The organism is Kitasatospora sp. NPDC001159 (assembly GCF_053598235.1).
The window spans coordinates 14,323-34,485 of record NZ_JBSFJV010000026.1 but is presented as its reverse complement, the minus strand read 5'-3'; the positions used below and the strand labels follow the sequence as shown (position 1 = coordinate 34,485).

Genomic DNA, 20,163 nt, shown 5'->3' with positions numbered 1-20,163 from the left:
GTTCGGATCCCGGACTGTTGCATGCTCAACGTAACGTGACATTGTACACTGGTGTTCTGCACCCACCCGGAGGAACACCATGGCCGAGCTCAAATCCCGCACCCTGATCTCCGTGCAGGAGCGGCTTCGCGACCAGGTCGCCCACGCACTCCGGGCGGCCCTGATCTCCGGCGAGCTGCGCCCCGGCGTCGTCTACTCCGCGCCCGCGCTCGCCGCCGACTTCGGCGTCTCGGCCACCCCGGTCCGCGAGGCGATGCTCGACCTCGCCCGGGAGGGGCTGGTCGAGGCCGTCCGCAACAAGGGCTTCCGGGTCACCGAACTCACCGAACGCGACCTCGACGACTACACCGAGATCCGCGCCCTGATCGAGGTCCCGACGGTGGGCCGGGTGACGCGCACGGCGAGCAAGGACCAGCTGGAGCGGCTGCGCCCCCAGGCGGAGGAGATCGTCGCGGCCGCGCGCAAGCACGACCTGATCGGCTACCTGGAGGCGGACCGGCAGTTCCACCTCGACCTGCTGGGGCTCGCGGGCAACGCCCGGCTGGTGGACGTGGTCGGCGACCTGCGCAAGCGCTCGCGGCTGTACGGGCTGACGCGGCTCGACGAGAAGGGCGAGCTGGTGTCCTCGGCGGAGGAGCACCTGGAGCTGCTGGACCTGATGATCTCCGGCGACGCGGACGCGGCCGAGGCGTGCATGACGCGGCACCTCAGCCATGTGCGGTCCCTCTGGGCGGGCCAGGGCGAGGCGGCGGAAGCGGAGCGGCCGGCGCTGCGGCTGCGGGTTCGGTAGGGCTAAACCACTCGTTCGGGTGAAGGCGGAAGATCGGGCGTCGGACGGTGCTCGCGTTCTACGATGATTCCCTCGACATCGGCAGCCAGGAGGAAATCCATGTCCGCCGCAGCAGTGGAAGAGCCCATGGAGCAGCCGGCGCTGCTGGAGGCCGCAGAGCTGATCTCCAACCAGCTCCCCGGCTACCGGGTCGAGATCATCGGGAGCGAGATCACCGTGACGCCGCCGCCCAATATGAAGCACAGCCGATCGCTGACCGAGCTCATGCGCCTGATCTTCGCTGCCGGTCTCGATGACGATGATGCCGAAGTCTTCCAGAACGTAGGCATCTGGCTGCCGGGCGGCCCGTCCGACTTTGCGGTCCCCGATCTGGCGATTCTTGACGCGCACAGCGATGATCGGTTGATCGAGTACAACTGCTATGACCCAGCGGTCTTTCGCCTTGTGCTGGAGGTAACCTCCTCCAATTTCGGCGACGATCTGAAGAAGAAGCCCGCCGCATGTGCATCGGCCGGGGTGCCGGTTTACGTGATCGTGGACCGGGCGAACCAGCGAGTCATGGTGCTCAGCGACCCGCAGGACGGCGAATACCGGGTGCACGCCGTCCACCATCCTGGCCAGTCGTTCACGCTGCCGGAGTCGATCGGTGTGTCGATGACGCTTTCGGTGGACGACGTACTCACCGCGAAGAAGTAGTGCTCACCGACCCGGAGGACGGTGAGCACCGGGAGCGGGTCGTCCACCGCGTGTCAGCGGTGGACGACCTGTTGTCCTAGATCGCCGGCGTAGGCAGCGTCAGGCGGCCGTCGTGGACCTCGGCGATCTGGTCGACGGCCGTCAGGTGGGTGCGGTCGTGGGTGACCAGGACCGTGGCGGTGGCCCGGCGGTGGGTGAGGTCGGTGATCAAGTCCAGGACGGCGGCGCCGCGTTCGTGGTCGAGGGCGCTGGTGGGTTCGTCGACCAGCAGGACCGTGGGGTCGTTCATCAGAGCGCGGGCGATGTTGACTCGTTGGCGCTGACCGCCGGAGAGCTGGTGGGGGCGGCGGGCGGCCTGGTCACGGAGGCCGACGGCGTCCAGCAGTTCCAGGGCACGGGGGAGGGCGGTGCGCGGGGAGCGGCCGTCGAGGTGGGCCATGACCTGGAGTTGCTCCACCGCGGTGAGCGAGGGCAGCAGGTTGGCCTGCTGGAAGACGATGCCGATCTTGGCGCGGCGCAGGGAGGCCAGGTCGGCGCGGTCGAGGCCCGCCGTGTCGGTGCCGTCGACGACCACCCGGCCGGAGTCCGGGGTGATCAGGGTGGCCGCGACCGCCAGCAAGCTGGACTTGCCGGAGCCCGACGGGCCGACCACGGCCGTGATCGAGCCCTTGGGGACGGTCAGCGACACGTCGTCCAGGGCGGTCAGCCGGCCGTCGCCGTCCGGGTAGGTGAGAGTGATGCGGTCGAGGGTCAGGCTCATCGGGCGCTCCCCAGGGCGGTCAGCGGGTCGACGGAGGTGATCCGGCGGATGGACAGGGCCGCGCCGATCGCGCCGAGGGCGATCATGACGACGGCGGGCAGCAGCAGGGTCGGCGCGTCCAGGACGAAGGGCACGGCGGAGCCGATCAGCGCGCCGGCGCCGAGGGCGATCGCGGTGCCGGCGAGGGTGCCGAGCAGCAGCAGCAGGACGGCCTGGCCGAGGGCGTCGCGCAGCAGGTAGCGGGTGGAGGCGCCGAGGGCCTTGAGGACGGCGATGTCGCCGCTGCGCTGGATCGTCCAGACGGTGAAGAAGGCGCCGATCACCAGCGCGGAGATGGCGAACAGGAAGCCGCGCATCAGCTGGAGCGAGCCGTTCTCGGAGGTGTAGGAGCCGATCGCGGCCAGCGCGTCGTCGCGGGTGCGGGTCACGGTGCCGTGACGGGAGTCGGCGGCGGCGAGGTCGGCGCCCTTGGCGGTGTGGAGGGCGATGACGGTCGCGTGGCCGGTGCCGCCGGGGGCGAACTGCTGCCAGTCGGTGAAGCTGGTCCAGATCACCGGGGTGTGGCTGTACGCGGCGTCGCCCTCGATGGCGGACACGGCGAGGTGGTGCCCTGCGAGGGTGAAGTCGGCGCCGGGGGCGAGGTTCCCCAGCTTCTCGGCGGCGGTCTTGGACAGCACCGCCTGGCCGGCGGTGATCCGGCTGCCCTGCGGGGCCAGGTCGGAACCGTCCGGGACGCCGAAGGCGGAGAGGGCGGCGGTGCGCTGGCCGGCGGCGGCCTTGGTGGTGGTGATGCCGAGCGGTTGGGCGGAGGTGACGCCGGGCTCGCGGGCCCAGGCCTGCCACTGCTCGGGGGTGACCTGGGAGTCGGTGAAGGAGATCTCCTGCCCGTCGGCCGGCTTGCCGAAGACCAGGTGGTCGGCGGGTAGTGCGGTGATCGCGGAGATGTTCTGCCGGCCGAGCCCCGCGGTCAGCCCGGACAGCAGGCCGACCAGCACGGTGATCAGCACGATGACGGTTCCCATCAGGGCGAACCGCCCCTTGGCGAACCTGAGATCCCTCCAGGCGACGAACACGGTGGGCCTTTCCAACGAATGACGGGTGCTTCCTCCACTACGGTCTGGGAGAAGGGGGCCCGCGGGCATCGCGCCGGGGATTGGTTCCTGGGCATCAAAGGGCAGAAGCGGAGTTCAACCTTTTGATTGATGCCGGGCCTCGGGCGTGGAACTTAGGCTGGAGGGATGGCGACCGAACGATCCAGAACCACCCCCGTCGCCCGCGTCCTCCAGGTCTGCCTGCACCTGCTCGTGGCGGGTCTGCTGGCGCTCGCCGTCGCGCGCGCCGCCTTCGTCGGACGGGGCGACGGGGATCCGGCCGCCGTCGCCGCCGCGGCCTCCGCGATGGCCGCGGTGTACGCCGTCGGGCCCTGGCTGGCAGCCGTCCGTACCTCCCGGCGGGCCGCCGCGCTCTGGCTGGCGCTGCTCGGCGTGACCTGGGCGGGCCTGCTGGTCGCCACCCAGGACGGGGTGTGGCTGGCGTTCCCGCTGTACTTCCTGGAGCTGCACCTGCTCGGGCGGCGCGGCGGGCCGGTGGCCGTCGGGCTGACCGCCGCCGCGGCGATCGCCGCGTGGTCCTGGCACCAGCACAGCTTCAGCCTCGCCGCCTCGATCGGACCCGCGCTCGGCGCGGCCGTCGCCACCGCCACCGTGCTCGGCTACCAGGCGCTGTACCGGGAGAGCGAGGAACGGCGCCGGCTGATCGACGAGCTGACCGCCGCCCGCGCCGACCTCGCCGCCGCCCACCACACCGCCGGGGTGATGGCCGAGCGCGAGCGGCTCGCCCGGGAGATCCACGACACCCTCGCGCAGAGCCTCAGCTCCATCCAGCTGCTGCTGCGGGCGGCCCAGCGGGCGCTGCCGGAGCGCACCGAGGCCGCCGCCGGGTACGTCGAGCAGGCGCGGCAGGCGGCCCAGGACAACCTGGACGAGGCCCGACGGTTCGTCCGCGCGCTCACCCCGCCCGCGCTGGACGGCGATTCGCTGCCGGTCGCACTGGAGCGGCTGTGCGCGACCACCACGGCGCACAGCGGCCTGCCCGTCCACCTGCACGTCTCGGGAGCCCCGGTCCGGCTGCCGGCCGCGCAGGAGGTGGCGCTGCTGCGGATCGCGCAGTCGGCGCTCGGCAACACCGTGCGGCACGCGAAGGCCGGGCGGGCCGAGGTGACACTGAGCTACATGGAGGGAGAGGTGGCGTTGGACGTGTTCGACGACGGGGCCGGGTTCGATCCGGCGGCGGTCGCCGGCCGCACCGGCGGGGACGGCGGCTTCGGGCTGCCCTCGATGCGGGCCCGGGCGCGGGCGCTCGGCGGCAGCTTCACGGTGGAGTCCGCGCCCGGGGAGGGCACCGCGCTGGCGGTGCAGCTGCCGGTCCCCCCGGAGGCCGGGTCGTGATCCGGCTGCTGATCGCCGACGACCACCCGGTGGTGCGGGCCGGGCTGCGGGCGGTGCTGGAGAGCGAGCCGGACTTCGCCATCGTGGCGGAGGCGGCCACCGCCGAGCGGGCCGTCGAGCTGGCGGCCGAGTCGGGGGTGGACGTGGTGCTGATGGACCTGCAGTTCGGGCCCGGCTCGGCGATGAACGGGGCGCAGGCGACGGCGGCGATCACCGCCCGGGCGGGCGCGCCGCGGGTGCTGGTGGTCACCACCTACGACAGCGACGCGGACACCCTGCCGGCACTGGAGGCCGGCGCGACCGGGTACCTGCTGAAGGACGCGCCGCCGGAGGAGCTGGCCCAGGCGGTACGGGCGGCCGCGGCGGGGCGCAGCGCGCTGGCGCCGAGCGTGGCGGACCGGCTGCTGGAGCGCATGCGGACGCCCGCGGCGGCGCTGAGCGCGCGGGAGACCGAGGTGCTGGGGCTGGTCGCGGACGGGCTGACCAACCAGCGGATCAGTCAACACCTGCACCTGAGCCAGGCCACCGTGAAGTCGCACCTGGTGCACATCTACACCAAGTTGGGGGTCGACTCGCGCACGGCGGCGGTGCGGGAGGCGCGGGGGCGGGGGCTGATCCGCTGAGCTTAGGGTGGGAGTGTTCCGTGCCCGTAGCAGTGTGAGGAGCGCCCCGATGACCGTCCGTCTCGACCAGCTCGCCGTACCGGTGATCGGCGCCCCGATGGCGGGCGGGGCCTCGACGCCCGGGCTGGTGGCCGCGGTGAACCGGGCCGGTGGGCTGGGGTTCCTGGCCGCGGGCTACAAGTCCGCTGCGGCGATGGCCGAACAGATCGACGTCGTACGGAAGTTGACCGACCTGCCGTACGGGGTGAACCTCTTCGTCCCGGCCCCGCCCGGGGATCCGGCGTCGGTCGCCGCCTACCGGGAGCGGCTGCGGCCGGAAGCCGAGCGGTGGGGGGCGGCGCTGCCGGAGCGGATCGGGCCGGACCGGGACGACTGGGAGGCCAAGCTCGCCGCGCTGCTCGCGGACCCGGTGCCGGTGGTCTCGTACACCTTCGGGCTGCCGACGGCGCGGGAGGCGGCGGCGCTGCGGACGGCGGGCACGCTGCAGATCGGCACCGTCACCACGCCGGAGGAGGCGCGGGCGGCGGAGGCGGTCGGGATGGACGCCCTGTGCGTGCAGGGCCCGGAGGCCGGCGGGCACCGCGGCACCCACCGGGTCGCGGACCGGCCGGGGGAGGTGCCGCTGCTGCAACTGCTGCCCGCCGTACGGGCAGTGACCTCCCTGCCGTTGATCGCCGCCGGCGGGCTGGGTGACGGCCGGGCGGTCGCGGGGGCGCTGCGGGCCGGGGCGGCCGCGGTGCAGCTGGGGACGGCCCTGCTGCGCTCCGACGAGTCCGGCGCCTCGGCCGCACACCGGGCCGCGCTCACCGAACTGCCGGAGACCGTCGTCACCCGCGCCTTCACCGGCCGCCCGGCCCGCGGCCTGCGCAACGCCTTCATCGACCGCCACGGCCCGTACGCCCCGCCCGCCTACCCCGAGGTCCACCACCTCACCGCCCCGCTTCGGGCCGCCGCCGCCCGTCGCGCCGACACCTCGGCCATGCACCTCTGGGCGGGCACGGCCCACCGGCTGGCCCGGTCGGGCCCGGCGGAGGCGGTCGTCGCGGAGCTGTGGCGGGCCGCGCGGGGGAGCTGAGCGCGGCTCAGCCCAGCAGGTCCGCCATCCAGGACTCGACGGCCTGCGCCGTCCTCGGCAGGGCGCCGGACATCAGGTGGGCGCCGTCCGCCGTGATGACCAGGTCGTCCTCGATGCGGATGCCGAGGCCGCGGAGTTCGAGGGGGAGGGTTTCGTCGTCGGGTTGGAGGTAGAGGCCGGGTTCGACGGTGAGGACCATGCCCTCTTCCAGGGTGGCGTCGAGGTAGCGGTCGGCGCGCGCCTGGGCGCAGTCGTGGTAGTCGAGGCCGAGCATGTGGCCGCTGCCGCAGAGGGTGTAGCGGCGGTGGAGGCCGTTGTCCTCGGCGAGGGACTGGTCGGCGGGGACGCGCAGGACCCCCCAGTCGGCGAGGCCTTCGGCGATGACGCGCATGGCGGCCTGGTGGAAGTCGCGGAAGCGGGCGCCGGGGCGCAGGGCGGCGATGCCGGCGCTCTGGGCGGCGAGGACGAGGTCGTAGGCCTGGCGTTGGACCGGGGTGAAGGTGCCGCTGAGAGGGAGGGTGCGGGTGATGTCGGCGGCGTAGAGGGTGTCGGTCTCGACGCCGGCGTCCAGCAGGAGCAGGGAGTTCGGGTCGAGGGCACCATCGTTTCGGATCCAGTGCAGGACGCAGGCGTGGGCGCCGGAGGCGGCGATGGTGGTGTAGCTGGTGCCGTTGCCCTCGGCGCGGGCGCGCAGGTCGAAGACGCCCTCGATCCAGCGTTCGCCGCGATGGTGGCGCAGCGCGGTGGGCAGGGCGCGGACGACGTCCTCGAAGCCGGTGACGGTGTGGTTGACGGCGAGTTGCAGTTGTTCGACCTCCCACGTGTCCTTGATCAGTCGCAACTCGGCGAGGACGGCGGCGAGTTCGCCGTCGCGGTGGTCGGTGCGGGGGCGTCCGGTGGCCGCGTCGACGAGGGCGTCGGCGCCGGCCAGCACCCGGGTGGGCGGCTGCGGTCCGGTGAGCAACTTGCCGAGGTCGTCGAGGTGTTCGGTGCGCAGCCCGGTGAGTCGGGCGGCCTCGTCGAGGTCGGGGCGGCGGCCGACCCAGAACTCGCCGTAGCGGCGGTCGCGGTAGAACTCGCCGCCGCTGCGCGGGGAGCGCGGGCGCAGGTAGAGGACCGGTTCGTGGCCCTCGGGCCCCGCGGGTTCGAGGACGAGGACGTGGTCGGCCTGGTCCTCACCGGTGAGCCCGGTGAGCCAGACGTACGCGCTGTGCGGTCGGAAGCGGTGGTCGAGGTCGTTGCAGCGGACCTTGAGGCGTCCGGCCGGGACGATCAGCCGTTCGCCGGGGAACGCCGCGGAGAGCCGGTCGCGGCGGCCGGGGAAGCGGTCGCAGCCGGGGACGCGCTGGTCGGCGGGGAGCGGGGTGGCGGTCCAGCGTGTGGCCATGAAGGCGTCCAGGGCGGGGGAGACCGGGAGGTCGTGGCTCCCGGTGTTGAGGCCGGTCTGCGGGTGGGTCACCGGTGAACTCCTAGGCGGGGCTGGGGAGCTGGGGGCGCACGGACACAGCTGGGTAACGGACGGCGTCCCCCCTTGTGCAGTGCAATTTCACATTACTATGTTACGGGTCACACAGCGGCGCGGCCAGAGCAGGCCCCCCACAGCGGAGTTGCACATGACCAGGCGCACCCATGCCCTCCTCGCGGCGGCCCTCGCGGCGACCCTCACCCTCGGCCTCGGGGCCTGCAAGAACGACAAGAGCGACAGCGGCGGCGACGCGGCCCCGTCCAGCACCGAGGGACCGGGCGCGGAGAGCGGCTCGATCATCGGCGGGACCCCGGCCAAGGGCGGCACTCTCACCGTCCTGACCAACCAGGACTTCGCCCACCTCGACCCGGCCCGCAACTGGACCGTTCCGCACATGGATTTCGGCACCCGGCTGCTCTATCGCACCCTGACCACCTTCAAGGCCGAACCGGGGGCCGCAGGCAGCGAGATCGTCCCGGACCTCGCCACCGACCTGGGCAAGTCCTCCGAGGGCGGCAAGGCGTGGACCTTCACCCTGAAGGACGGCCTCAAGTACGAGGACGGCAGCCCGATCAAGTCCGCCGACATCAAGTACAACGTCGAGCGCTCCTTCTCGCCGGACCTCACCGGCGGCCCCGACTACGCGATCCAGTACCTGGCGGGGGGCGAGAACTACAAGGGCCCGCTCACCGGAGAGCACCTGGCGAGCATCGAGACCCCGGACGACAGGACGATCGTCTTCCACCTGAAGCGCCCGGTCGCCGAGTTCTCCGACACCGTCACCCTGCCGACCTTCTCCCCGGTACCGCAGACCCAGGAGAAGGGCACCCAGTACGACTCCCGGCCGTTCTCCTCCGGCCCGTACAAGATCGAGACCTACGACCGCGGCAAGCAGCTGGTGCTGGTCCGCAACACCAACTGGGACCAGGCCACCGACACCGTCCGCAAGGCCTACCCGGACAAGATCGTGGTCACCCAGGGCATCAAGGGCGGCCAGGCCGACGACCGGATCATCGCGAGCCAGGGCGCCGACGCCAACGCCATCAACATGCCCTGGATGCAGCACGAGTCGGTCGCCAAGGTGCTGCCCAAGGCGGACGTCAAGTCCCGTATGGCGGCCGAGCGGACCGGCTGTACGGACATGCTGTACATGAACACCGCCAAGGCGCCGTTCGACGACCCGAAGGTGCGCGAGGCGATGATGTGGGCGGTGGACCGCGAGGCCCAGGTGACCGCGTTCGGCGGTCCGGCGATGGCCGACGTGGCGACCTCCTACCTGCCGCCGTCGCTGACCGGTGGCGCCAAGGCGGACCCGCTGAAGATCCCGGCGGCCGGCGACCCGGAGAAGGCCAGGGCGCTGCTCAAGGAGGCGGGCAAGACCGACCTCAAGGTCGCGCTCACCGTCTCGCTCGGCGACAAGACCCGCGCCGAGGCGATCCAGCAGTCACTGGCCAAGGTCGGCGTCCAGGTCACCGTCAACACCGTGGACCCGTCCGCCTTCACCGACACCCTCGGCGACACCAAGAACGCTCCCGAACTGACCATCAACGGCTGGTGCCCGGACTACCCGTCCGCCGCGACCTTCTTCCCGTTCCTGTTCGACGGCCGCACCATCAAGGAGAAGGGTAACCAGGGCAACTACAGCCAGTTCCGGGACCAGGCCACGATGGACCGGATGGACCAGATCGCGGCCATGACGGACGTGGGTGAGGCCAACAAGGCCTGGCAGCAGCTGGACGAGGACCTCATGAAGAAGGCCCCGGCCGTCCCGCTGATGTGGCAGCGCCGCCCGCTGCTGACGGGCACCAACGTGGCCGGCGCGTTCGGCAACTCCGGCTACGCCGGCATGATCGACCTCGCCGTGGTCGGCCTCAAGGACCCCGCCAAGGGCAAGGGCTGAGGGGCCGGCAGCGATGAGTACGACCACTGAGCCCGTCGCCGCGGCCGATGCCGCGGCGGCGGGCCCCGCGAAGAAGGCCGGGCGAGGACCGTGGCGGCTGGTCTGGGACCAGCTGTGGGCCAGGGGCTCGGCCCGGTTCGGCCTGATCACCGTCGGCGTGCTGGTCCTGGCGGCCGCCCTGGCCGGTCCGCTGAGCTCGCTCGGCGGTTGGTCCTCCGAGGAGTTCGACAAGCGCGCCGTGGACCCGTACCTGGGCGGCATGCCCCGGGGCGACTTCGGCGGCATCAGTACCCGGCACTGGCTGGGCGTCGAGCCGACCACCGGACGCGACCTGTTCGCCCGGGTGCTGCACGGTGGCCAGGTCTCGCTGCTGATCGCGTTCACCGCGACCGCGGTGGTCGTGATCACGGGCACCCTGGCCGGCATCGCCGCGGGCTACTTCGGCGGCCGCACCGACACCGTGCTGTCCCGGCTGATGGACCTCACCATGTCCTTCCCCTCGCTGATCTTCATGATCGCGATGATGTCGGTGGCCAAGGACGTCAACCGGATCCTGCTGATCACCCTGGTCATCGGTCTGTTCACCTGGCCCGGCATCGCCCGCGTGGTCCGCGGCCAGACGCTGTCGCTCAAGCACCGCGAGTACGTCGAGGCCGCGAAGGTCGGCGGCGCCCGCTCCTGGCGCATCCTCACCCGGGAGATCCTGCCGAACGTCTCCGGCCCGGTCATCGCCTACACCACGCTGCTGATCCCCGGCATGATCGCCACCGAGGCCGCGCTCAGCTACCTCGGCGTGGGTGTCCGCCCGCCGACCGCGTCCTGGGGGCAGATGATCGCCGAGAGCATCGTCCACTACGAGACGGACCCGACGTACTTCCTCATCCCGACGGTCTTCCTCTTCCTCGCCGTGCTCGCCTTCACCCTGCTCGGGGACGCGCTCCGCGACATCCTGGACCCCCGGGGAGGCCGGTCGTGATCCTCTACCTCGGCCGCCGGCTGCTCGGCGTGGCGGGCATCCTGCTCGCCATCTGCGCCATCACCTTCACCATCTTCTACCTGCTGCCGAACGACCCGGCCGCGGCGGCCTGCGGCAAGACCTGCAGCCCCGAGCGGCTCGCCGACGTCAAGGCGGCGATGGGGCTGGACAAGCCGGTCTGGGACCAGTTCCTCGCCTACCTCGGCGGCATCTTCGCCGGCCGCGACTACGGCAGCGGCCCGAGCGCCGTGCACTGCGGCTTCCCCTGCCTCGGCTACTCCTACGAGTACGGGCTGCCGGTCTGGAACCTGCTCACCGACCGGCTGCCGGTCTCCATCTCGCTGGCCCTCGGCGCGGCCGTGCTCTGGCTGCTCCTCGGCCTCGGAGCGGGTGTCACCTCGGCGCTGCGCAAGGGCCGGCCCGTCGACAGGGCGCTGATGGTGCTCTCGGTCGGCACCGCCTCGCTGCCGGTCTACTTCACCTCGATCATGCTGATCTGGGGCGTCGTCAGGACGGCCGGACTGCTGCCCTACCCGGCGTACCACGCGTTCACCGAGAACCCGATCGAGTGGGCCTCCAACCTGCTGCTGCCCTGGATCGCACTGGCCCTGCTGTACGCGGCCATGTACGCCCGGCAGAGCCGCAACTCGATGATCGAGGCGATGGCCGAGCCGTACATCCGCACCGCCCGGGCGAAGGGGCTGCCGCCGCGCACGGTGACCGTCAAGCACGGGCTGCGCTCCGCGATGACGCCGATCCTCACCATCTTCGGGATGGACCTCGGCGGGCTGCTGGCCGGGGCCGTCATCACCGAGTCGATCTTCGGCCTGCCCGGCGTCGGCCGGCTGTTCTACGACGGCCTGGCCCGCTCCGACCAGCCCGTCATCCTCGGCGTCACCCTGCTCGCGGCATTCTTCATCGTCGGCGCGAACCTGCTGGTCGACCTGCTCTACGCGTACGTCGACCCGAGAGTGAGGTACTGATGTCCCCGCTACTGTTGGAGGTCGAGGACCTCAGGGTCTCCTTCGACACCCCGCGCGGCACCGTCCGGGCCGTCGACGGCATCTCCTTCACCGTCGAGGCCGGGCGCACCCTGGGCCTGGTCGGCGAGTCCGGCAGCGGCAAGTCCGTCACCTCGCTCGCCGTCATGGGCCTGCACCGCGGCGCGGCCGTCACCGGCTCGATCCGGCTCGGCGGGCAGGAGCTGAACGGGCTGGGGGAGCGGGAGTTGGGCACCGTCCGGGGCCGGCGGATCGCGATGATCTTCCAGGACCCGCTGTCCAGCCTGCACCCCTTCTACACCGTCGGCGAACAGATCGCCGAGCACTACCGGGTGCACTTCAAGGCGGGCCGAAAGGCCGGTCGGGCCAGGGCGGTCGAGATGCTGGCCGAGGTCGGCATCCCGGAACCGGCCCGTCGGGTCGACGAGTACCCGCACCAGTTCTCCGGCGGCATGCGCCAGCGCGTCGTGATCGCGATGGCGCTCGCCTGCGAACCCGAGCTGCTGATCGCCGACGAGCCCACCACGGCGCTCGACGTCACCGTCCAGGCGCAGATCCTCGACCTGATCGCCCGGATCCAGCAGGAGCGCGGCCTCGGCGTCGTGATGATCACCCACGACCTCGGCGTGGTCGCCCGGGTCGCCCACGAGGTACTGGTCATGTACGGCGGCCGGGCGGCCGAACAGGCCCCGGTGGAGCGGCTGTTCGCACAGCCGGCGCACCCGTACACCCGCGGCCTGCTGGACTCGCTGCCGCGCCTGGACGACACCGACGACGCCCCGCTGCGGGCCATCCCCGGCAGCCCGCCGTCGCTGATCGCCCCCGCCCCCGGCTGCTCCTTCGCCCCGCGCTGCGCCCGCACCACCGCCGCGTCCGCCGAGGAGCACGCCCGCTGCGTGGCCGAACGCCCGACGCTCGGCCCGCTCGCCCCCGGCCACCAGGCCGCCTGCCATCTGCCGCTGGTGCCGGAGGGAGTGCTGTGACCAGCCAACCACTGTTGTCCGTACGTGACTTGGTGAAGACCTTCCCCGGGCGGCGCGGTCGCACCGACCGGGCCAGCGCGCCGATCCGGGCCGTGGACGGGGTCAGCTTCGACCTCGGCGCGGGTGAGACGCTCGGCCTGGTCGGTGAGTCCGGGTGCGGCAAGTCCACCACCGGGCGGATGATCGTCCGGTTGCTCGACCCGACCTCAGGCACCGTCACCCTCGACGGCGTCGGGATCGGCGGGCTCTCACAGGCCCAACTACGGCCGTACCGGCGGCACTTGCAGATGGTCTTCCAGGACCCGTACTCCTCGCTCAACCCCCGGCAGACGGTGGCCCGGATCATCTCCGAGCCGCTGCTGGTCCAGGGCGCGGGCGCCGCCGAGGCGCGCAAGCGGGCCGCCGAGCTGATGGAGCTGGTCGGGCTGATCCCCGAGCACCTGGACCGCTACCCGCACGAGTTCTCCGGCGGCCAGGCGCAGCGCATCGGCATCGCCCGCTCGCTGGCGACCTCGCCCAAGCTGGTGATCGCCGACGAGCCGGTGTCCGCGCTGGACGTCTCCATCCAGGCCCAAGTGGTCAATCTGATGGAGCAGCTGCAGCGCGAACTGGGCCTGGCGTACGTGTTCATCGCGCACGACCTCTCGGTGGTCAAGCGGGTCTGTGACCGGGTCGCGGTGATGTACCTGGGCCGGATCGTCGAGATCGGCGACAAGGCCGAGGTGTACGGCAACCCGGCGCACCCGTACACCAGGGCACTGCTGTCCGCCGTGCCGCTGCCGGACCCGGCGGCGGAGCGGGCCCGGGAGCGGATCGTGCTGCTCGGCGACCCGCCGAGCCCGGCCAACCCGCCGGCGGGGTGCGGCTTCCACCCGCGCTGTCCGAAGGCGCAGGAGGTGTGCCGGACGGAGCGGCCGCTGCTGCAGCTCGTCGGCACCGGCGGTGCGAGCGCTGGCCACCGCGAGGCGGCCTGCCACTTCCCGGAGGCCTGAGGGCCGCCACAGACCCCCGGTCGGGCGTGGCGGGGAACCTCACGAGGGCCGCGTCCGACCGGGCTCCACCGTTTCGGCGTCCGCCTGGCGGCCGTGCGCCCGTCCGGTGCCCGCTCGGCGCCCGCCTGGACGAGTGTGTCCGATGTGATCAGTGATCGAATGCGATCAGTGAGCGGGTAATCGGTGCGCCGGTCCTGTTGTTGTGCCAGATGCCGGCGGCCAGCGCGAGGACGCGCTGGGCGACCCGGATCGCGAGGCCCTCGAGGGTCCGTCCGCCGTGTTGTTCAAGGTCGAGCTGCCCCTTGAGGGTGTCGTTGACCGACTCGATCAGCTGGCGGACCTTCTTGAGCATCGGCTCCCCGTACCGCTTCTTCTTGCGCTTGAGCGAGGGCCGCAGCAGCTCGATGCCGAGCTCGGCGAGGTCCTTCTCGAACGGTTTCGAGGCGAAGCCCTTGTCCGAGATGAGCAGGATGCCCTCGCGTCGGGCGACCAGCTCCGCGTCGACCTCGAGCATCGCGGCCAGGACCTCGCGCTCGCCGATCTTCGGGTTGGCCAGTGCCCACATGATCGGCATGCCGGTCGGCGTGCACACCAGGTACAGGCGCAGGCCCCAGAAGAACCGGGAGTGGGAGGCGCAGTAGCCGTAGCCGGCCCAGCCCGCCAGGTTCGAGCGCTGGACGGTGGGACGCGACATGCCGCACGGCACCGGGGTGGAGTCGGTGATCCACACGGTGTCCGTCCAGAAGTCGCTGTCCATAGCCAGCTCTCGGATCATGCGCTTGACCAGTGGCAATGCCGAGCGCAGGCGCTTGTTGTATCCAGACTGCTGAGGCAGGTACGGGAACAGGCGGGCCAGGCGCTTGCGGGCGAAGCGCAGCCACCGCGCCTCCGAGTGGTAGCCGAGCAGTGCCTGGGCCACAGCCAGGCAGACGAGTTCGGAGTCGCTGAGGCGGGGCGGTCGTCCCATCCACCGCGTTCCTCCGATCTCGTCGTCGATCTTCACGTAGAGTGCCGTCAAGACGCCCCCGTCGGACGGGGGCGGCCATGGCAAGGACAGAGCAGATCAGCTCACGACGCGACTCCGGTAGAAGTCGAACCGCTCAGTGCCCTCCTCGACGATCTCCGCGATGTCGAGCGCGTGATGCGCCGACACACTCCGCGGCTCGGCTGCCAGCAGCTCCCGGTAGACGGTCCACAGACCCTCCCGAACCGTCTCGAAGCACTGCTCGTACAGACTCGTCTCCTCGGCGGCGACGCAGCTGAGCACGCCCCAGAGCACGTCCCTCGCCTGGTCGACCGGAATTCCGTCAGCAAGCATCGCCATGAAGACCGAACAGACGGCCGGGGCAGGCGGCATGAGGTTGGACTGAATGAAGACGTGATTGTCGAGACTATGGATCGCTGCGGCGGACCGGGTCTCGGTGATCGAGCGAAGAACCGGCACGAGATGCTCGGCCGACTTTCCGCAGCCACATTCCATGGCTGACCAGTCGTGCCGGTCGATCTCGGCAACTGCCAGATTCACACGTGGACCTTCCGTCGAGGGACTTCACTGCACAGGATTTCGGCCACAGACTACGGCTCCTCGTCGGACCAAGGCCCGCTGGGGTCATGTGCCTCCCCGGGCCGAACCGGCTGGGCGGATAGTCTGCCTGACAGTTCACGCAGACGCACTTGCCGACAGGAAGGAACTTCTGCTCTCCGAGCGATTCCGTGCTGTAGGCGATGCCGAACATGACCTTCCTCGAGTCTCTGCCGAGCATCTCCACCACATTTCCTTCCGCGCAGAAACTGTGACAGACATCGGTGATACCTGGGCCGGACGAAGCCACTGCAAGCTGACCCGCCTTCTCGTGGACGCCTGCCGCAAATGCCCGCTTGGCATTTTTCCGGTCCCGGTTGGCGATCGATGCGTCGGCCGCGAGCCGGTTTCCCCGCTCCAGTTGGCCGTCGACAGGCCAGCCCTCCGATGCCGCTTCGGAGTCTCGGTAGGCCGGCCTCTTGCCGGCGGGCCCTCGGTGCGTCGGCCCGGTGGGTTCGGCCCTCGGGGCCCTCGCGCAGGCAACTCACCCCGACCAGGTCGTAACTGCCGACCTCGGTGACCAGCGGCCACAGTTCGCCACGGACCAGCATCTCGGTGAGGTCCGAGAGTCATTCGTTACCGATGATTCCGACTCGCATGCGCGTATCCCTCGTCGAACTTGGGACTTACTCGTCTAGATGATCGATTCCAAGGGGTTTAGAGGCCTCTAAGCCTTGATTGGTGCGGCCGACCTGGCGGCCTGCTCGATCTTCGCGAAGTAGGCTGCACGGGCTTGCTCGTCGATCTGCTTCTCGTGTTCGGGGCGCATGCCGGTCCGGCCGTCGAGGCTCTCGCGGAGGATGTCGGCGTGCCCGGCGTGGCGGTTGGACTCGCCGAGGACATGGACCATGATGGCGAACAGGTTCGTGTCGGGATAAGGCTCCGGCCACCACGGCACGTGGCCGGGGGCGTCGAGGGGGAGCTCGTTGATCGTCGCGTCCGAGTGTTCCCACGTGCGCTGGTAGAACCCGATGATCTGATCGCGGGTCTCGTCCTCGGCCGCCCACAGATCGCTGCCGTTGGAGTCCTGCCACCGGGGCAGCGGTTCCGGGGAAGGGCGGTCGAAGACCTCGCCGAAGTACCTGGCCTCGACGGTGGCCACGTGTTTGACCAGGCCGAGGAGGTTGGTCCCGGTCGCTGTCAAAGGTCGACGGGCGTCGTATTCGGACAAGCCGTCGAGTTTCCAGAGCAGCGCCTTGCGGTCCCGCCGCAGTCTCCCGTGCAGGTTGTCTTTCGCGAATTCATCGATCATGCGACATGAGGCTGCCATGGACTGCTCGTGGTCTCAAGATCCCGTACGACTGGCAGAGCCGAGGCCTGGCCCTGGCCGCCGCCCTGACCTGCTACAAGAAGCTTGCGAAACTTGCCACGTGAGACAACCTCTTAGTGGTCGTAGGCGGTCAGGGCGCGCATGACGTGCTGGCCGGTGCGGTCGTTGTGCCAGATCGCGGCGGTGAGCGCGAGGACGCGTTGCAGGACCCGGACGGCCACTCCGCCGGGGGTGCGGCCGCGGTGTCGTTCGAGGTCGAGTTGGCCCTTGAAGGTCTCGTTGATCGATTCGATGACCTGCCGCAGCGGCTTGAACAGAGTTCTTGTCGCCGATCAGCGTCTGCCCCGGGCGTTCGGCGGTGAGCTGCGGCTCAACCGCGAGCAGGTCAAGCAGGGTCTCGCGCTCGTCGGCCTTGGCCCCGGTCAGCGCGAACGCCACGGGCAGGCCACCCAGGGTGCAGACCAGGTGCAGCCGCAGGCCCCAGAAGTACCGTGCGTGGCTGGCGCAGTAGCCGTACTGGGCCCATCCGGCCAGCTCGGAGCGTTTGACGGTCTCGCGGGAGCGTCCGCATTCGACCGGAGTGGAGTCCACCACCCACACGTCGTCGGTCCACAGCGTGCTGTCGCGGGCGAGCACGCGGGCGAGCATGCGGGTGACGCGGCGGATGAGGTCGGCGGCCTTGCGCAGCCGCCTGTTGTAGCCGGGCTGCTTGGGCAGGTAGGGGAACAGGTGCCGGAGGTGGGCGCGTGCGTGCCGCAGCCAGCGGGCCTCGGAGGTGAAGCCGAGTATTGCCTGCATCATCGCCAAGGTGACCAGCTCCGCGTCGCTGAGCTGCGGCGCGATGCCCACGACCGGCCGCCGCGGAGCGAGTTGCGGCGAATCCTTCAGTAGGTCGTCGGTCTTCACATAGAGTGCGGTCGCGAGGGAGTCCAACTCTGTTTTCACACACCGATGCTGGACTCCCTCGCCGCCTCCGCGCAGGGACCTGCGGGCAATTGCCCGTTCACGGCCGCTTCCGCGATCGACGGTAGGTCCTGGCCTGCAAGTGCCCCCAACACCACCGCTGGCGCAAGGCGCACCGTTAGGGGCGCGGGGCAGGCCCGGCGTTGCGGGCTAGCCGTGCCGACAGCACGCGGGGGCCGGATTTCGCCGTAGGCCCCCGACGGTTAGGCTCAGGATTCATGATCTTGCTGAGCGATCCCCAGGTGATCAGTATCCCGGTGCACGACTGCGGCGAGCGCTCAGCATCCGAGAGGCTTCCCGATGGCGTCAGGTTCCTCGTCATAGAAGGGCATCGCAGCATCACCGAGCAGGCGCGGCGGTTTGCCCTCTACGAGGACCGCCTGCGCCGCTCCGGCATCACCGACCCTGCCGACCTGCGGCGCCAGGCCAGCGCCTTCGTCTCCCCGGTCGAGGTGGCGCCACACTGTGCCGGCGCGGCCCTCGACCTGACGCTCATTGATGCCGATGGCGTCGAGCTGGACATGGACGGTGCCGTGAACGGCCACCGCACCGGAGACGAGAAGTACTGTCCGCTGGACGCCTCAGGACTATCAGACCGAGCACGCCGCAACCGCGACCTCCTGGCCCGAGCCATGGGCGGCGCCGGCTTCATCAACTACCCCACCGAGTGGTGGCACTGGTCCTACGGCGACCGGTACTGGGCACTGATCACCAAGGCCGACAGCGCCATCTACGGACCAGCCTGACCACCTCGAACCAGCGGGATCTCAGTACACAGTCACCGATATCCCTTGGAATCGAGCATCTAGTGCTCGTCGCCCGGCAGGAGCAGGCGGGGGCCGGGGCCCTCGGTGGCGAGTTCGTCGCCCGGGTTGAGGACCCGGCAGCGGCGCAGCGACACGCAGCCGCAGCCGATGCAGCCGGTCAGCTCGTCCTCCAGCCGCTCCAGCTCGGTCCGGCGGGCGCGCAGCTGCTCGGCCCAGCGCCGGGAGATCCGCTCCCAGTCGTGCTTGCCGGGCATCCGGTCCTCGGGCAGGCCGGTGAAGACCTCGGCGACCTCGGCGAGCGGGATGCCGAGCCGCTTGGCGACCAGGATGAGCGAGATCCGGCGCAGCACGTGCCGCCGGTAGCGGCGCTGGTTACCGGCCGAGCGCTCGGAGGAGATCAGCCCCTGGTCCTCGTAGAAGCGCACCGCCGAGGTGGCGATACCGGCCCGCCGGGCCACCTCGCCCACGCTCAGCAGGTCCACGGGAGCGGTACTCATGCGCCCACCTCGCTGCGCTCGGCAGGGGCGTTCGCCCATACGCGCCTTCTGGTGATTCGTTCGCTTCGCTCACTCATGCGCCCACCTCGCAGTTCTCTCTCGCGGCCTTGACTTCAAGTTCTGTTGAAGTCCTAGCCTACCTGACGTGACCGGGATTTCCGCCGTATAGAGCGCCACATCCCTTGCTGGCCAGGTCAGTTACGCTACGGAGTCACCGTCCGAAGGTGTCTCCGTAGGGTGGCGCGAACTGTTCGCCCGTCGGTTCGCCGCCGCCGCGTCGATCCTGGCCGGGGGAGATGGGGGCACAGGCGCATGCCTCCGCCGAGCGTGGCGAGGTGGGTGCGCGCGGCCCCGGATCCCTTTCGTCGGGGGGATCCGGGGCCTTCTCCATGTCTCATGCCGTCAGCGGGTGGTGTACTCCACGGCGACGCTGATCACCACGAGCACGGCGTACACCACTGCGAGGGTCGTCCGCCCGGTCGCGTGCAGGGCGAGCGCGGCGGTGAGCAGGACCAGCAGCTTGAGCACGATCTCCACGCCGAGCGGCTGGCGGAACTTCGGCCCGCCCGCGGCCAGGAACAGGCCCCAGACGATGCCCGCCAGCGCCGGGGCGCCGAGCCCCAGCAGCAGCCGGGTGGCCAGGTTGGAGCCGGTCTTGAACCCCCAGTAGCAGAGCGCCGCCAGCATGGCGAGCTCCAGCCCGAAGGCGAGTCCTGCGTTGGTGGCCGCCAGCGGGGTCCACTGCCGCCGGCCGACCGGGCCCGGTCTCTCGAATCTCATCCGCGCTCTCCCCGTCTCGCTGAGCCGCCCGGGCCGGGCGGCGGTCGTGCGGAGTGTCCCAGTCGGACCGGTCCGGACTCAATGGATCATCCCAAAAACCTACGCAGGAAGGCGAGTTCGGCCATGGCGAGCTGCTCGTTCGTCCCGCCCGGCGTCATGTGGGTGACGCCCGGCAGCGGCAGCACGCTGTGCGGGCGTCCGGCGCGGGTGAGCGCCTGGGAGAGCGGCAGGGTGTGCACGGAGTGGGCGTTGTCGTCGGCCAGCCCGTGGATCAGCGGGAGCGGCCCGGTCAGCCCGGGGGTGTCGGTGAGCGGGCAGTCGTCGGCGTAGCCCTCGGGGTTGTCCTGCGGCAGACCGAGGTAGCGCTCGGTGTACGCGGTGTCGTACAGCCGGAAGTCGGTGGGCGGGCGACGTAGGCGACCCGCCGGCCGTCGGCGTCCGGGCGGGGGTCGAACGCGGGCCCGGTGGTGAACGGACCGGTACGGGCGCTGAGGGAGAGGAAGGCGTCGGTGATGGTCACGGCCGGATGGTGGTCGTGCGATGCTTGCCCCGACCAGTAGCCTGTCATGTGAAATGTCACACATCACGACTGGGGA

The 20,163-nt window shown here is 70.9% G+C and carries 20 protein-coding genes and 1 pseudogene; 11 read left to right on the top strand and 10 right to left on the bottom strand.

Going from position 1 to position 20,163, the window contains the following annotated elements:
• Positions 1–79 precede the first annotated feature (79 nt).
• Positions 80–790 (top strand): GntR family transcriptional regulator, encoded by a 711-nt coding sequence (locus ACWC9T_RS16040; RefSeq protein WP_449821667.1) that lies wholly within the window; start codon positions 80–82, stop codon positions 788–790.
• 99 nt (positions 791–889) lie between these two features.
• Positions 890–1,486: a Uma2 family endonuclease gene (locus ACWC9T_RS16035; protein WP_449821666.1), complete on the top strand. Its 597-nt coding sequence runs from the start codon at positions 890–892 to the stop codon at positions 1,484–1,486.
• A 76-nt stretch (positions 1,487–1,562) separates the two neighbouring features.
• Here ACWC9T_RS16035 and ACWC9T_RS16030 read toward each other — a convergent pair whose 3' ends face one another.
• Positions 1,563–2,246: an ABC transporter ATP-binding protein gene (locus ACWC9T_RS16030; RefSeq protein ID WP_449821665.1), complete on the bottom strand. Its 684-nt coding sequence runs from the start codon at positions 2,244–2,246 to the stop codon at positions 1,563–1,565.
• The gene (locus ACWC9T_RS16025) at positions 2,243–3,319 is read right to left on the bottom strand and encodes an ABC transporter permease (RefSeq protein ID WP_449821664.1); all 1,077 of its coding nucleotides are present in this window, start codon (positions 3,317–3,319) and stop codon (positions 2,243–2,245) included. The genes ACWC9T_RS16030 and ACWC9T_RS16025 overlap by 4 nt, the downstream gene beginning before the upstream one ends.
• Positions 3,320–3,484: 165 nt before the next feature.
• Between ACWC9T_RS16025 and ACWC9T_RS16020 the strand changes: the two genes are divergently transcribed.
• The 3 genes from ACWC9T_RS16020 to ACWC9T_RS16010 are packed head-to-tail and all read left to right on the top strand — an operon-like array spanning position 3,485 to position 6,391.
• The gene (locus ACWC9T_RS16020; protein ID WP_449821663.1) at positions 3,485–4,693 is read left to right on the top strand and encodes a sensor histidine kinase; all 1,209 of its coding nucleotides are present in this window, start codon (positions 3,485–3,487) and stop codon (positions 4,691–4,693) included.
• Positions 4,690–5,316, top strand: a complete 627-nt coding sequence (locus ACWC9T_RS16015) for a response regulator (RefSeq protein WP_449821662.1) — start codon at positions 4,690–4,692, stop codon at positions 5,314–5,316. Before ACWC9T_RS16020 ends, ACWC9T_RS16015 begins: the two co-directional genes overlap by 4 nt.
• Positions 5,317–5,365: 49 nt before the next feature.
• On the top strand, positions 5,366–6,391 hold the full coding sequence (locus ACWC9T_RS16010) for a nitronate monooxygenase (RefSeq protein WP_449821661.1): 1,026 nt from the start codon (positions 5,366–5,368) through the stop codon (positions 6,389–6,391).
• 7 nt (positions 6,392–6,398) lie between these two features.
• On the opposite strand, the gene ACWC9T_RS16005 is transcribed toward ACWC9T_RS16010, so the two are convergent.
• A complete protein-coding gene (locus tag ACWC9T_RS16005) occupies positions 6,399–7,850 on the bottom strand; it encodes an aminopeptidase P family protein (protein ID WP_449821660.1) in 1,452 nt (483 codons plus the stop codon).
• Positions 7,851–8,004: 154 nt separating this feature from the next.
• On the opposite strand from ACWC9T_RS16005, the gene ACWC9T_RS16000 reads away from it, so the two are divergent.
• From ACWC9T_RS16000 to ACWC9T_RS15980, 5 genes are read left to right on the top strand one after another with little or no spacing between them, the layout of a single operon-like run.
• Positions 8,005–9,756, top strand: a complete 1,752-nt coding sequence (locus ACWC9T_RS16000) for an ABC transporter substrate-binding protein (RefSeq protein WP_449821659.1) — start codon at positions 8,005–8,007, stop codon at positions 9,754–9,756.
• Positions 9,757–9,769: 13 nt separating this feature from the next.
• Positions 9,770–10,732: an ABC transporter permease gene (locus ACWC9T_RS15995; RefSeq protein ID WP_449821658.1), complete on the top strand. Its 963-nt coding sequence runs from the start codon at positions 9,770–9,772 to the stop codon at positions 10,730–10,732.
• Entirely contained in the window at positions 10,729–11,715 is a 987-nt protein-coding gene (locus tag ACWC9T_RS15990; RefSeq protein WP_449821657.1) for an ABC transporter permease, read from the top strand. Before ACWC9T_RS15995 ends, ACWC9T_RS15990 begins: the two co-directional genes overlap by 4 nt.
• A complete protein-coding gene (locus ACWC9T_RS15985; protein WP_449821656.1) occupies positions 11,715–12,716 on the top strand; it encodes an ABC transporter ATP-binding protein in 1,002 nt (333 codons plus the stop codon). The genes ACWC9T_RS15990 and ACWC9T_RS15985 overlap by 1 nt, the downstream gene beginning before the upstream one ends.
• Positions 12,680–13,708 carry an ABC transporter ATP-binding protein gene (locus ACWC9T_RS15980; RefSeq protein ID WP_449821707.1) on the top strand — a complete coding sequence of 343 codons (1,029 nt, stop codon included), beginning with the start codon at positions 12,680–12,682 and terminating at the stop codon, positions 13,706–13,708. Before ACWC9T_RS15985 ends, ACWC9T_RS15980 begins: the two co-directional genes overlap by 37 nt.
• A gap of 148 nt (positions 13,709–13,856) precedes the next feature.
• On the opposite strand, the gene ACWC9T_RS15975 is transcribed toward ACWC9T_RS15980, so the two are convergent.
• The 4 genes and pseudogenes from ACWC9T_RS15975 to ACWC9T_RS15960 all read right to left on the bottom strand — a co-directional run bounded on the left by ACWC9T_RS15975 (position 13,857) and on the right by ACWC9T_RS15960 (position 17,505).
• Complete coding sequence (locus tag ACWC9T_RS15975; RefSeq protein WP_449821655.1) at positions 13,857–14,759, bottom strand: IS982 family transposase; 903 nt, start codon at positions 14,757–14,759, stop codon at positions 13,857–13,859.
• 12 nt (positions 14,760–14,771) lie between these two features.
• Positions 14,772–15,233, bottom strand: coding sequence for a hypothetical protein (locus ACWC9T_RS15970; RefSeq protein ID WP_449821654.1), 462 nt, complete (start codon positions 15,231–15,233; stop codon positions 14,772–14,774).
• Between the two features lie 724 nt (positions 15,234–15,957).
• The gene (locus tag ACWC9T_RS15965) at positions 15,958–16,542 is read right to left on the bottom strand and encodes a DinB family protein (protein ID WP_449821653.1); all 585 of its coding nucleotides are present in this window, start codon (positions 16,540–16,542) and stop codon (positions 15,958–15,960) included.
• 131 nt (positions 16,543–16,673) lie between these two features.
• Positions 16,674–17,505, bottom strand: a pseudogene (locus ACWC9T_RS15960) (transposase).
• Between the two features lie 236 nt (positions 17,506–17,741).
• On the opposite strand from ACWC9T_RS15960, the gene ACWC9T_RS15955 reads away from it, so the two are divergent.
• Positions 17,742–18,269, top strand: coding sequence for a M15 family metallopeptidase (locus tag ACWC9T_RS15955; protein WP_449821652.1), 528 nt, complete (start codon positions 17,742–17,744; stop codon positions 18,267–18,269).
• Positions 18,270–18,328: 59 nt separating this feature from the next.
• Here the strand turns inward: ACWC9T_RS15955 and soxR are convergent, their stop codons facing one another.
• From soxR to ACWC9T_RS15940, 3 genes are all read right to left on the bottom strand, one after another.
• Complete coding sequence (gene soxR / locus ACWC9T_RS15950; protein WP_449821651.1) at positions 18,329–18,787, bottom strand: redox-sensitive transcriptional activator SoxR; 459 nt, start codon at positions 18,785–18,787, stop codon at positions 18,329–18,331.
• A 402-nt stretch (positions 18,788–19,189) separates the two neighbouring features.
• Positions 19,190–19,567, bottom strand: coding sequence for a YrdB family protein (locus tag ACWC9T_RS15945; RefSeq protein ID WP_449821650.1), 378 nt, complete (start codon positions 19,565–19,567; stop codon positions 19,190–19,192).
• 86 nt (positions 19,568–19,653) lie between these two features.
• A complete protein-coding gene (locus ACWC9T_RS15940; protein WP_449821649.1) occupies positions 19,654–20,151 on the bottom strand; it encodes an alpha/beta hydrolase family protein in 498 nt (165 codons plus the stop codon).
• Positions 20,152–20,163: the final 12 nt, after the last annotated feature.